This is a genomic window from Cupriavidus sp. OTU4054 (genome assembly GCF_038440175.1).
GTDB classification, from domain to species: Bacteria; Pseudomonadota; Gammaproteobacteria; order Burkholderiales; family Burkholderiaceae; genus Cupriavidus; species Cupriavidus pauculus_D.
In genome coordinates this window covers 29,553-42,238 of sequence record NZ_JASATF010000015.1, presented here as the reverse complement: position 1 = coordinate 42,238, position 12,686 = coordinate 29,553, and the positions used below count along the sequence as shown (strand labels likewise).

The window sequence follows — 12,686 nt, the reverse complement described above, 5'->3', positions numbered from 1 at the left end:
GGGCGCCGAAAATATATCGGGCCTGAACTGGACCAATTGGATACGGTGACAATAAATCGTGGGGGAGAAGAAGTTGGGCCGATTTTTTAGAAATGGAAATTTCACTACTCTGTCGCAGACGCTTACGTATGTCATCGGATTTTCCATGTTCTTTGCTGCTGCATGGATTGATGTTAGGCCGCGATGGTTGGGGATTGTTTTGTTTTTGGTTGGATTTTTGCTAATGTCAGTAGGATATTTTTCCGCGCGTGCACAGCTGTCTGGCCTATGGGTTTTCGGAGAGCCAGATTGGAAAAAAGCCAAGCGAACATATCAGGATAATAATGAAAAGACGCAGGCCGCACCCGCAGCAAGGCCCGATGAAGATAAAGGCTGATGCTCAAAGAAGGAAGGGTCCTGCTTCGGGCGCATGCTAATCCCATATAAACGAGAAAGAAGATCCGTGGACAACACCGCGGCTCGGTCATTGGTGCATCATCTTTTATGTCTCACAATCAATCTCCCTTCGCAATGGCGATTGCGATTGCGGCGACCCTCTACGTATCCAATGGAAACACCCAAGGTCTACCGCCCCCCAGTCAATCCGCCGCATTGACCAACGCCGAACAAGACCAACGCACGCGCCAACAACAAGAATCGCGCGAACGTGCTGCCGCCATCAACGCGCCCGCAGTCCGCGGCGAGGCCATCGCGCGCGCTGAGTACCCTGCGTTGCAAAATGAAGCCCCATGCTTCCGCATCACGCAGTTCCAGCTCGAAGTCCCGAAAGATCTTCCCCCTGCCATGCAGGCCATCGGCGCCTCCTCGCTGCCCATGGACCCGTTCGCCTTCGCCCAGCAATGGCTATCCCACTACGAAGGCCAATGCATCGGCAAGCAGGGCGTTGAAACGCTGGTAAAGGGCCTGTCGCAGACCATCCTGTCAAAAGGCTACGTCACCACCCGCGTCCTGATTCCGACTCAGGATCTATCGTCAGGCACGCTGATCCTGTCCCTGATCCCCGGCGTCATCGGTGACATTCGCTTCAGCGACCCCGACCTCTGGGGTACATGGAAGAGCGCGTTTCCCACCGCCCCGGGCGAACTGCTGAACCTCCGCGATCTCGAGCAAGGGCTCGAGCAGATGAAGCGCGTGGCGAGTCAGGACGTCGGCATGCAGATTGTCCCAACCGCTGTGCCCGGCCGCAGCGATGTCGTGATTGCGGTCAAACGCAACAAGCCATGGACCGTCGTAGCGTCGGTAGACAACTCTGGTTCCAGGTCCACTGGCAAATGGCAGGGCAATGTGAGCGTTGGCATCGATAACCCGCTGGGCCTGAGCGACATTTTCAACATCGGCTACAACCAGGACCTGATGTTCAGCAACAAGGAGCACGGCACGCGCGGATGGAACGGGTTCTATTCGGTGCCATGGGGCTACTGGACCGCAACGCTGTCGGCATACAGCAGCAACTACTTCCAGCAGATCGCGGGCGTGAACACGACGTTTGTGTCGAGCGGCAAGTCGGAGAACGTTGACCTGAAACTGCATCGGGTCCTGAGCCGCAGTCAGAACGACATCTTCGGGATGCAAGTCAAGCTGACGCGCCGTTTCGGCAAGAGCTACATCGAAGACACCGAAATCCCGCAGCAGCACCGCAACAACACGATCGTCGAAGTTGGCGTGACGGACCGCCATTACTTCGGTCAATCGCAACTGGACGCGACGCTAGCGTTCCGTCAAGGCATCGGCGCGCTCGGGGCGCAGGATGATGCATTGGCGTCGGATGGCGGCCCCACATGGCGCTACCGGATGATGGTGCTCGACGCCAACCTGTCGGTCCCCTTCAAGGTCGCCGAGCAGGCATTGCGATACGTGACCACCGTAAGAGGCCAGTTCACCAACGACCGCCTCTACTACATCGACGACCTGACAATCGGCAGCCGCTATACCGTGCGAGGTTTCGACGGAGAAAGCCAGTTGGCGGGCGAGAAAGGGTTCTACTGGCGCAACGAACTACAGGCGCCTCTGGGCGCAAGCAACCAGGCCGTGTACGTCGGCGTGGACTACGGCCGTGTCTATGGCCCCTCCACCGAGGCACTGATCGGCACGCAACTCGCGGGCGCGGTCATTGGCCTGCGCGGCGGTATGGGTTCGGCAAAGTTTGGCGGGGTGTCATACGACGTGTTCCTCGGCACGCCGGTGTACAAGCCAGAGCAGTTCCACACAGCGTCGGTGACGGCAGGATTGCAGGTTGTTTATCAGTACTGAGCAAGACGAACACCGCGGTCGGCAAGCGGCGCCGCAGCGACTGAAATGGGCTTTTAAAATATTTTCCCGGGCCCCATTTGTAAGTTCATAAATCAGGTGACGCAGGTCGCCCCCGGATCAGTTCAGGTCGTTATCAATAAAATGGATGAAATTTCTAAAAAACGAAAAACTGTGTATAAAAGATTTGCGATTGGATATATATGTCTGCTGTGTCTTCCGCTTATGTTCTTAGTCGTTTCGTTGACGAAGGGCGCAGGATGGAAGCCAATTATCGGCGGTCTCCCCGTTTACGTAACAATATTCGTGGGTATAACTTACCAATTGATCAAGGAACTTCGTTCCATTTCCCGTGAAGAGAGAGGGGAGCCCCCCGCTCCACCTAAGCGAGGGCCATGGGAAGAAGAATAAGTATAAACGGTGAAACGCCTGTGTGGGCTGTTACGGCGCGGCGCTCGGTCAGGCCGAAGAGTATCGGGAGCGCACCATTGCGGGGGCTTGCTGCTATCTCGTTGCTCTCCCCAGCGATGAACACTGGCGCCCATCGTTGGACGAAGGCTTCTCTGGAGATTGGCGTGTCGACTTCGGGCTTATTTCGGCTATCGCTGAGCACGGCGGCATCCTCATGCGTCGCGTCGGATTTTTTGATGACGCGGAAATCGGGCTGGAAGGGATAGCTGATGCGGCAGTGCTGGCGAGCTTAGACCTCTCGCCAGGCATCAACCATTCGTGATATGGCGGACAAGGACAGCTCCCCGCAATGTGATCTTTATCAAATGTGACAGGCCGGGGCACTGGAAATTTTCGTCCCGTCTCCGGTTCACATTCATAGGCAGTTGCCAAGGCCGGAATCGCTTCCACTCGCGATCCCATGCCCAGCCATCACGACCGTGCCACGCAGCAGCCTGCCGCCGCGCAGAACGTCCTCATCGTGCGAACTTCCTCGATGGGGGACCTCGTTCACACACTCCCCGCGATCACCGAACTCAAGGCGCATCACCCGCATCTGCGCATCAGCTGGCTGACCGAGGCGGCGTTTGCGGATATCCCGGCGCTTCATCCCGGGATCAGCGAGGTCATTCCCATTGCATGGCGCCAGTGGCGAAGGCAGTTGCTGCATCGCCGTGGCCCCCATACCTGCATCAAGGACGCGGCCGCGCTCATGGGCCACGCCGCCGCGGTCATCGGCGTGGACACCGGCCTCACACATCTGGCCAACGCGCTGAACGTGCCGCTGGTCGCCCTCTACACGGACACCGACCCGGCGCAAACGGGCGTGGTGGAGTCCCCCCGCGCGATGAACCTCGGCAATGTCGCACAGTGCCCAACGGTCGACAACGTATGGCACGCCCTCCGCACGGTGCAGGGCGAATGGCATGACGCGTGAAATGCATGACCATGCTGGAACGGGTCGTTGACCGACTCCGCACCGTCGGGTTCGTGATCGTGGTTTTGCTAACGCTACTCTGGTCCCACCCTCGCGCCGAGTTCGACGACGACACGGTCTGACGGCTGCACATGGGCATTCCACACTTCACGCCCCCATGAAGCATCCCGCGGCTCCGCGTGTCATCATTCCCTGCATCCGCTGACACCACACCCATACCCATAACAACAAGGAGCCCCCATGATCGCCGTCATCTTCGAAGTCCAGCCCGCCGAGGGCAGGCAGAATGCCTACCTCGACATCGCCGCCACCCTCAAGCCAATACTGGAAACCATCGACGGGTTTATTTCCGTCGAGCGGTTCCAGAGTCTGACCACCCCCGGCAAGATCCTCTCGCTGTCGTTCTTCCGTGACGAGCAGGCGGTCATGGCGCGGCGGAATACGTTCGAGCATCGCCGGGCGCAGGAGGCCGGGCGGGGTGGGGTGTTTGCCGGCTATCGCCTGCGCGTGGCGCAGGTGCTGCGCGACTACGGCATGGACGAGCGCGACCAGGCGCCGGCCGATAGCCGTGCCGTTCACGATCGCTAATCCGGAACGCATACCAGCATGTCGATCGAACTCTACGTCTTTATCGCGTTCACGTTTCTGCTTGCCGGCTTCGTCAAGGGCGTCGTCGGGCTGGGCCTGCCGACCGTTGCCGTCGGCCTGCTGGGCCTGACCATGCCGCCCGCGCAGGCGGCCGCGCTGCTTGTCGCGCCATCGATGGTCACGAATATCGTGCAGCTGTTCAGCGGCCCGCGCTTCGGCCAGCTGGTGCGACGCCTGTGGCCGATGCTCCTGATGATCTGCGCGGGTACCGTCGCCTGCGCCGCGCTCGTGCCCGCGAAAATGATGGCCAACGCCACGCCCGCACTCGGTGTCGCGCTGGTGCTATATGCGCTGATGGGCCTTGCCGCGGTCAAGCTCGTCGTGCCGCCGCACGCCGAGCGCTGGCTCGCGCCGATCGTCGGCTTCGTGACGGGCGCCATCACCGCGGTGACCGGCGTGTTCGTGATTCCCGCTGTGCCGTATCTGCAGGGCCTTGGGCTGGACAAGGAAAGCCTCATCCAGGCACTCGGCCTGTCGTTCTCGATCTCCACCATCGCGCTGGCCATCGGCCTGGCCATGAACGGCGAGCTGCTGCACACTCCGGTGCTCTGGACCTCGGCCCTCGCGCTGGTGCCCGCGCTCGGCGGGATGTTCATCGGCCAATGGCTGCGCCACCGCATCAGCGCGGAACGCTTCCGCAAGCTGTTTTTCTCGGGTCTGCTGATTCTGGGTGCGGAACTCGCATTGCGCGGCGTTTTCTGACGACAGACGCCGCAAATAGCTGACACATTGCTGCCGCAAACTAGTGCACGATCATGGATTGGCGGATCGGCAACCGTGACGGGCACGGCAAGGGAGGCGAGTCGGCATGAAGCGGCGCACAGGCAGCACCAAACTGTGGACCACGCTGGGCAAGCAGGCCGCGCGCAGTGCGCGGCGGCTGCAACGCAGCGTCACGGATTCGGTCCTGCGCACAGCGCGGCAGCAAAGCACCGCCGTCGGCAAGGCGGTAGGCAACGCCACGCGCCAGGCCCTGTCCGGCGTGGCCACGCCCGCGCGCCCGCCCGTCACCCGCAAGGACGGCACCGGCGGCATCTGGGAAGAAGGGCTATGGGGCCTGGGTTTCGGCCTCGGCCACACGCAGCGCCGCTATCGCCTATATGTCCCCCCCGGCGTCAGCGCCGCGCGCCCGGCGCCGCTGCTGGTCCTGCTGCACGGTTGCGGACAGGATGCCGCCAGCTTTGCGGCCAGCACCCGCGTCGCCACGATCGCGCGCGATGCGCGATGGATCGTGCTGATGCCCGAACAGTCGGTGCAAGCCAACGCGCAGCGTTGCTGGCAGTGGTTCACGCCCGCCACGCGCGGCGCGGCGGAAGCGGACCTGCTGATGTCCATGATCGACCATATCTGCCGCCGCTATGCGGTGCTGGCGGATCGTGTCTGCGCGATGGGCCTCTCCGCCGGCGGCGCCATGGCCATGATGCTGGGCCTGCGTCATCCCGAACGCTTTGCCGCCATCGGCTCGCACTCGGGCGCGGCGCCATACAGCGCGACCAACGCGGCACAGGCCGCGCGCGCGATGCGGGGCGAGCGCGTGGCCGATGCGGGCGCCGCGAAGTTCGCGCTGGCCGGCCGTCGTCCGCCGCCACTGGTGTTACTGTATGGCGACGAAGATCCCGTCGTCACGTATGACAGCGCAACGGGCGCGGCGGCGCTATGGCTGGAGTTGATGCCTGCGGAAGCGGGCACGGCGACGGCAATGCCCGTCAAGCGCATCCGGCGCGGCGCGCGTCGCGCGATAGAGGTGTTCGACTGGCAGGCGCGCGGTGGAGAAGTGCCCGACGGACAGGCCCGCGCTTCGGCGTCGCATCCGTTCCTGCGGCTCGTCAAGGTGGAAGGGCTCCGCCATGCATGGAGCGGCGGAGCGCCCGGACAGGCATTCTCCGATCCGACCGGACCGGACGCCCTCAAGATCGCGCTGCGTTTTTTCTCGGTCAATGGACGCGGTGCCGTATGAACATCAGGTCGTGCCGACGGGCTCGAACACGACATCCTCGGCAGGGCACGCCACGCAGGGCAGGATATAGCCGTCTTCCTTCTCGTCGAGACTGAGCCCCGGCCACTCGATCCGGTACCGCACGCTACCTGAATGCAGCTTGCTGAGGCAGGCACGGCAGGTGCCATTGCGGCACGAGCTCGGCAGGCGCACGCCATCGAGCAGGGCGGCTTCCAGCAGGCTCAGGTCGGCCGGCGCCTCGAACGTCGTCCCGGCGGGCAGCACCGTGGCGTGGAACGTGCGATCGTCAGACATTGTCACTATTGTTGTCCGCCGCATCGTTGTCCGCCGCATCGTCGGGAAAACGCGCACGCCCATGCGTGGCATCGCGCAACGCGTCGATGGCCTGCGCGCGCATCGCCGCGGGTAACTTGATATCGAGCCGCGCCAGCGCGCCATACGCGGTATCCGCGAGCGAACATCCCTGCGCGGCCGACTGCTCGAGCCACCGGCGCACGCGCGGCTCGTCGGCATAGTCGACCTCGATGGCCAGCGTGGCGTACGCAATGCGCTCGATCCGTTCTGCCTGCTTCAGCGCCGCGGCAATCGCATCGGTATAGGCGCGCACGAGCCCGCCCGCACCGAGCTTCACCCCACCGTAATAGCGCACCACGGTCGCCAGCACGCCGTCGAGGTCATGGTGACGCAGCACTTCGAGAATCGGCCGCCCGGCGGTACCCGATGGTTCGCCGTCATCGGACATGCCCGACTGGCCACCGGCCAGCAGTGCCCAGCAGACATGCGTCGCGGTGGGATGCTCGGCGCGCAGCCGCCCGATCTCCGCCATGGCGGCATCGCGATCGGCGACCGATATGGCCTGGGCGATAAATCGGCTCTTGCGGATTTCGATATCCGCATGCACCGCGGAGGCAAGCGTATAGGTTGGCAAGACAGGGTTGGCAAGGCAGGGTTGGCAAGACAGCAGGGAAAAACCGGCGTGGAAGCCTGCAGTGTACCGCTCCGGTGCGAAAGCAGCCCCGGGGCTCCTATGCCGAAGTTGTATAGCTGCTATAGCGCCAGCGGTGCTGCTTGCGCGGCATGCCTATGCGATGCTCCGATCCAAACAAAGCCCAATCCACGGGCAAATCAAGGAGACGAGATGGTACGCAGAGATATCCGGTCTGCCGCGGGCAGAGCCGGCGCGGTCGTATCGGCGTTGTTATCCGGCGCGTTGCTTATCGCGGGATCTGCCGCGCAGGCACAAGAGAAATATCCCTCGAAGCCCGTGACGATCGTCGTGGGGTTCCCGCCGGGCACGGCCACCGACACCGTGGCGCGGCTGGTCGGCGAGAAACTCTCCCAGCGGCTGGGGCAGCAGTTCATCGTCGATAACCGGCCCGGTGCCGGCGGCAGCATCGGCGCGGGCATCGGAGCGCGCGCGAAGCCCGATGGCTACACCATCATGATCGGGGCCTCGGCGCCGCAGGCGATCAATCCGCATATCTACAGCAAGCTCTCCTACGACGCGCGCAAGGACTTCTCGCCCATCGGCCTGCTGGTATGGCTCCCGTATCTGTTCGTCGTGGCGCCGGACAATCCCGCGAAGGACCTCAACGGCTGGCTCGAGAACGCTCGCAAGAACCCATCGTCGGTGAACTATGGCACCAGCGGCATCGGCACGACGAGCCATCTGGTGATGTCTGTGCTGCTGTCGCGCGCGGGCGTCACCATGTCGCATGTCCCCTACAAGGGCAGCACGCAGGTCCAGACGGACATCATCGGTGGACAGGTCAACGCGACCTTCGACACCATGGTCTCGCTGCTGCCGATGGTCAAGGGCGGCAAGCTCAAGGCACTGGCGGTGAGCACGCCCAAGCGCACCGAGCTGCTGCCCAATGTCCCCACCGTTGCCGAGCAGGGCTTCCCCGGTTTCGATATGGGCGCGTGGCTCGGTCTCGTCGCGCCGGCGGGCGTGCCGGCCGAGATCCGCAACAAGCTGGCCACGGAGGTCAACGCGATTCTGGCCGAGCCCGAAACGCGCAAGAAGCTGACGCAGCTCGGCGCCGAGGTCCGCACGTCGTCGTCGCCCGAGGAGTTCGATGGCTTTCTCAAGCGCGAGTACGAGGACTGGGGAAAGATCGTCCATGAATTCAACGTGAAGGAATCATCGTGACCACATCGGCGCACGCGCTGCTTCAGGTCTTTGCCGATAACGGCCTCGACCGCGTCTTTCTGGTGCCGGGAGAGAGCTACCTCGGTGTGCTCGATGCGCTGAGCGACTTTCCGCACATCGACGTCGTGACCTGCCGGCATGAAGCCGGGGCAAGCTTCATGGCCTGCGCGGATGGGCGCCTGACCAAACGGCCCGGCGTCGTCATGGTGAGCCGGGGGCCGGGCGCCACCAACGCCTCCATCGGCGTCCATAACGCGCAGCAGGACGCCATTCCGCTGATTCTCGTCATCGGCCAGATCCCGAAGGCCGATCTCCGGAAGGAGGCATTCCAGGAGATCGATTACCAGCGGATGTACGGGTCCATCGCCAAATGGGTCGTGGAGGTAACCGACCCCGCGAAGCTCGCGGAGGCCGCATTCAAGGCCATTCGCATTGCCACGTCCGGCACGCCGGGTCCGGTGGTGCTGGTGGTGCCCGAGGATATCCAGCAGCAGACGGTGCCCCAGCCGCACTGGACAATGTCGCCGCAAGCCGCCACCGTGCCGTCGCCGGGCGCGCTGGAGCAGGTCGTCGATCTCCTGCGCGCCGCGGAGCGCCCGCTGATCATCGCGGGCGGCGCACTGGACTCGGACCGCGGCCGCAATGCCCTACGGCGTCTGGCCGAGGCGGCCCATGTTCCCGTGGCGGTGTCGTTCCGCCAGCACGATATCTTCCCGAACACGCATCCGCTGTTCGTCGGCGATCTGGGGCTTGTGAACCCGCGCGAGCAGATTGCCGCATTCGATCGGAGCGACCTGATTCTCGCCATCGGCACCCGGCTCGGGGATATCACGACGCAGGGCTATGCGTTTCCCAGTTTGCCGAAACCCCGGCAACCGCTCGTCCATGTGTACCCCGACGACCATATCGTCGGACTGCATGTCTCCGCCGATGTCGGGGTAGTGTGCGATCCCGCGTTGTTCGCGGAGGCGCTGGCCGATCGCGTCGAGCGCGCGCTGGTAGACACGCCGGTGGAAGCGTGGGCAGGCCGGCAGGCATGGTCCGACACACTCCACGCCATGCACGCGGACATCGCCCGATGGCCATCGATCGCGGTGGAGGATGGCGTGCCGTTCGCCAGCGTGGTGGAACGGCTGGCCGCCATCGCGCCGCCCAATCTCGCGGTCTGCCTCGATGCGGGCACCTTTGCCGCACCGGTGTACCGTCACTTTCCGTTCGTCTATCCGCAACGGCTGATGGCGCCGCTGTCCGGCGCCATGGGATACGGCACGCCCGCGGCCGTGGCGACGAAGCTGCGTCATCCCGAACGCCCGGTCGTTTGCATGGTGGGCGATGGCGGCTTCCTGATGACCGGCAACGAAATGATCGCGGCGGTCGAGCGCGCGCTGCCCATCGTCTTTATCCTGTCGAACAACAACTGCTATGGCTCGATTCGCGTCCATCAGGACAAGACCTATCCCGGCCGCCATGTGGGTACCACGCTGAGCAATCCGGATTTCGTGGCCATCGCGCGCGCGTTCGGTATCCAGGCCGAGCGTGTGGACGCGGCGGACCAGATCGACGGCGCACTTGATCGGGCTTTCCACGCGCAGGCGCCTTACTTCATCGAAGTGCGGACCAGTCTCGACGCGATACTCCCGCGCGCGTCGCGGCCCGCCGTGCAGGCGCGCTCCGGGAACTAGGGCGCGGCGGATCCGGGCCGGTGTTAAGCTCCGTCGGACACTAGACAGGGGTAACCCGCGATGGATCTGCGTAGACTCGAACTGCTGATGCATGTGGCGACCTTCGGCAGTTTTTCCAAGTCCGCCGCCGTGCTCGGCATTGCGCAACCGGCCCTCGGCCGGCAGATACAGAAGCTCGAGGAGGAGTGCGGCGCCCGGTTGCTCTACCGGCATGGGCGCGGGGTCTCGCTGACGCCGGAAGGCGAGCAGCTGATTGCACGGGCACGGCCCCTCGTCCGGCAGCTCGAAGCCATCGCCACCGATCTCAGGCACGGCAGGGAAGAACCCAAGGGCACCGTGATTCTCGGGCTGACGCCGACGGTCTGCGACCTGATCGGCCTGCGGCTGCTGACGGCGCTGTCCGAGAAGTATCCACACATCACCGTCAATGTCGTATCGGGCTACAGCGGCTATATCCATGAATGGCTCGTCGATGCGCGGCTCGATATCGCCGTGCTGCACGACGCCCGGCGCTCTGCCACGGTCGCCGTCGATCCGGTCGGCATCGCGCGGCTGGCGCTCGTTACCCCGCGTGGCATGAAGATCGGCAATCGCGTCCGCAGGAATATCGCCATCCGAGAACTGCAGGGCATTCCCCTGGCGCTGCCCGGGCGCAACCATGGCTTGCGCCGGACGCTGGAGTTTGCGGCGGGCCATGCCGGCATCGCGCTCGATGTGCGATACGAGGTCGATGCCCTGCGCCTTGCCATGGACCTCGTGAAGGGCGGCGCGGCATCCACGGTGCTGGCGCGGCCAGCCTACAAGCCCGCGCTCGATGCGGGGCAGGTTTCGGAGGTGCGCATCGACGAACCCACGGTGGAAACCCGGCTGATGGTCGCGGAAGCCTCCAATCGTCCCGTGACGCAGGCCATGCGATACGTGCGGCAGGAGATCAAGTCGATCCTGGCGCAACTGGCACAGACATCCGGGCCGGAGTACGGCCTGGTTCCTTTAACGTAGCAGGAAGCAGAAAGTCGAGACAAAGATGGAAATCCGGATGAATGGGCGCACGGCCATCGTGACGGGCGCAAGCAAGGGACTCGGACTGGCCGTGGCCGAGCAATTCTGCGCATGCGGGGCGGAGGTCGTCCTCGCGGCGCGCGGGGCGGAGGCACTGGAGGCCGCGCGCAGCGCGCTTGCCGGACGATACGGGGCAAAGGTCGCCGCGGTGCCGTGCGATGTGTCCACCGCGGACGGCGTGCGGCGGCTCTACGACGGCGCGATGGATGTCTTCGGCAAGGTCGACATCATCGTCAACAACGCCGGCGTGTCGCGCGCGAGCCCGTTCGAGGCGACCTCCGACGAGGAGTGGCAGGCCGACCTCGACCTCAAGCTGTTCGCGGCCATCCGGCTTACCCGGCTCGTGTGGCCGCAAATGAAGGAAAGGCGCTGGGGCCGCATCATCAACGTGCTGAACACCGGCGCGAAGGCGCCCGGCCTGAACTCTCTGCCGACCACGGCGTCCCGTGCCGCGGGCATGGCGCTGACCAAGGCGCTGTCCAAGGAAGGCGCGCCGTTCGGCGTGCTCGTGAATGCCCTGCTCGTGGGCCGCATCGAGAGCGACCAGTGGGTGCGCAAGGCCGAGAAGACCGGTGTCGCCCTCGACGCGGTGCTGGCGGAGATGGGTGCCGATATCCCGGCAGGCCGCGTGGGACGGGCGGACGAGTTCGCGGCCATGGCGTGTTTTCTGGCATCGGACCTCGCGTCCTACATCGCGGGCACTGCCATCAACGTGGATGGCGGCGCATCACCGGTTGTCTGACGGTTTGTCGGGAAAGAACGTTACGGACGCAAGCTGACGAAGGGAGGGCAACCTCAGTTGGCGCGGATTTTGTTACGCTTGCAATTTCAGCCGCCGCCAACGTCCCCTCCCATGACCGCTCAGAACCTGGATGCCCGCCGCATGGCGCCCGCCACAGAACGCAACCGCGAACCGATTCTCGCCGTGTTGCGCGACGTGTTGCCCGCCACCGGCACCGTGCTCGAGATCGCGAGCGGCACCGGGCAGCATGCCGTGCACTTTGCCGGGGCATTGCAGGGGCTCGACTGGCAACCCAGCGATCCCGATGCCACCTCGCGCGAGTCCATCGCCGCATGGACCGCGCATACGGGGCTGTCGAACGTGCGGGCGCCGCTGGCCCTCGACGTGCATCGGCAGCCATGGGGCATCGAGCGCGCGGATGCCATCGTCTGCATCAACATGATCCATATCTCGCCGTGGACCGCGACCGAGGCGCTGTTTGCCGGCGCTGGCCAGATCCTGCGCGAGGGCGGCGTGCTGTTCCTCTACGGGCCGTACCGCCGCAACGGATCGCACACGGCGCCGACCAACGCCGCGTTCGACGAGCAGCTGCGCGCGGCCAATCCCACATGGGGTGTGCGCGACATGGAGGCCGTGATCGAGCTCGCGGCCGCCCATGGCCTGACCTGCGAGGCGCAGCTGCCGATGCCGGCCAACAATTTCAGCCTGGTGTTCCGGCGCTGACGAGGCCCGCCGAGCAGGCTATTGCATAGCCTTACCGAGCCTTCCGCAATCGCAAGTTCACAGCGGGACCGTTTGGCGGGAAGATGAGC

At 64.3% G+C, this 12,686-nt stretch carries 14 protein-coding genes; 12 read left to right on the top strand and 2 right to left on the bottom strand.

Features of this window, described 5'->3' with window-relative positions; genetic code table 11:
* Positions 1–145: 145 nt before the first annotated feature.
* The 7 genes from AAHB16_RS18385 to AAHB16_RS18355 all read left to right on the top strand — a co-directional run bounded on the left by AAHB16_RS18385 (position 146) and on the right by AAHB16_RS18355 (position 6,239).
* Positions 146–376: a hypothetical protein gene (locus AAHB16_RS18385; protein ID WP_342051634.1), complete on the top strand. Its 231-nt coding sequence runs from the start codon at positions 146–148 to the stop codon at positions 374–376.
* A 107-nt stretch (positions 377–483) separates the two neighbouring features.
* Entirely contained in the window at positions 484–2,250 is a 1,767-nt protein-coding gene (locus AAHB16_RS18380) for a ShlB/FhaC/HecB family hemolysin secretion/activation protein (protein WP_446718108.1), read from the top strand.
* Between the two features lie 544 nt (positions 2,251–2,794).
* A complete protein-coding gene (locus AAHB16_RS18375) occupies positions 2,795–2,980 on the top strand; it encodes a hypothetical protein (protein ID WP_342051633.1) in 186 nt (61 codons plus the stop codon).
* Positions 2,981–3,118: 138 nt separating this feature from the next.
* Complete coding sequence (locus tag AAHB16_RS18370; protein WP_342051632.1) at positions 3,119–3,634, top strand: glycosyltransferase family 9 protein; 516 nt, start codon at positions 3,119–3,121, stop codon at positions 3,632–3,634.
* Positions 3,635–3,874: 240 nt separating this feature from the next.
* Entirely contained in the window at positions 3,875–4,222 is a 348-nt protein-coding gene (locus AAHB16_RS18365) for an antibiotic biosynthesis monooxygenase family protein (protein ID WP_342051631.1), read from the top strand.
* A gap of 18 nt (positions 4,223–4,240) precedes the next feature.
* Positions 4,241–4,984, top strand: a complete 744-nt coding sequence (locus AAHB16_RS18360; protein WP_342051630.1) for a sulfite exporter TauE/SafE family protein — start codon at positions 4,241–4,243, stop codon at positions 4,982–4,984.
* Between the two features lie 106 nt (positions 4,985–5,090).
* A complete protein-coding gene (locus tag AAHB16_RS18355) occupies positions 5,091–6,239 on the top strand; it encodes an extracellular catalytic domain type 1 short-chain-length polyhydroxyalkanoate depolymerase (protein ID WP_342051629.1) in 1,149 nt (382 codons plus the stop codon).
* Between the two features lie 3 nt (positions 6,240–6,242).
* Here AAHB16_RS18355 and AAHB16_RS18350 read toward each other — a convergent pair whose 3' ends face one another.
* Positions 6,243–6,533 carry a 2Fe-2S iron-sulfur cluster-binding protein gene (locus AAHB16_RS18350; protein ID WP_342051628.1) on the bottom strand — a complete coding sequence of 97 codons (291 nt, stop codon included), beginning with the start codon at positions 6,531–6,533 and terminating at the stop codon, positions 6,243–6,245.
* Positions 6,526–7,167, bottom strand: coding sequence for an IMPACT family protein (locus AAHB16_RS18345; protein ID WP_342051627.1), 642 nt, complete (start codon positions 7,165–7,167; stop codon positions 6,526–6,528). The genes AAHB16_RS18350 and AAHB16_RS18345 overlap by 8 nt, the downstream gene beginning before the upstream one ends.
* A 210-nt stretch (positions 7,168–7,377) precedes the next feature.
* Here AAHB16_RS18345 and AAHB16_RS18340 point away from each other — a divergent pair, with 210 nt between their 5' ends.
* From AAHB16_RS18340 to AAHB16_RS18320, 5 genes are all read left to right on the top strand, one after another.
* Positions 7,378–8,391 (top strand): Bug family tripartite tricarboxylate transporter substrate binding protein, encoded by a 1,014-nt coding sequence (locus AAHB16_RS18340; protein ID WP_342051626.1) that lies wholly within the window; start codon positions 7,378–7,380, stop codon positions 8,389–8,391.
* Entirely contained in the window at positions 8,388–10,073 is a 1,686-nt protein-coding gene (locus AAHB16_RS18335; RefSeq protein WP_342051625.1) for a thiamine pyrophosphate-dependent enzyme, read from the top strand. Before AAHB16_RS18340 ends, AAHB16_RS18335 begins: the two co-directional genes overlap by 4 nt.
* A gap of 60 nt (positions 10,074–10,133) precedes the next feature.
* Positions 10,134–11,072, top strand: coding sequence for a LysR family transcriptional regulator (locus tag AAHB16_RS18330; RefSeq protein ID WP_150375193.1), 939 nt, complete (start codon positions 10,134–10,136; stop codon positions 11,070–11,072).
* 25 nt (positions 11,073–11,097) lie between these two features.
* Positions 11,098–11,874: an SDR family oxidoreductase gene (locus AAHB16_RS18325; RefSeq protein WP_150375192.1), complete on the top strand. Its 777-nt coding sequence runs from the start codon at positions 11,098–11,100 to the stop codon at positions 11,872–11,874.
* Positions 11,875–11,985: 111 nt separating this feature from the next.
* Positions 11,986–12,597, top strand: coding sequence for a DUF938 domain-containing protein (locus AAHB16_RS18320; RefSeq protein ID WP_342051624.1), 612 nt, complete (start codon positions 11,986–11,988; stop codon positions 12,595–12,597).
* The last annotated feature ends 89 nt before the right edge of the window (positions 12,598–12,686 follow it).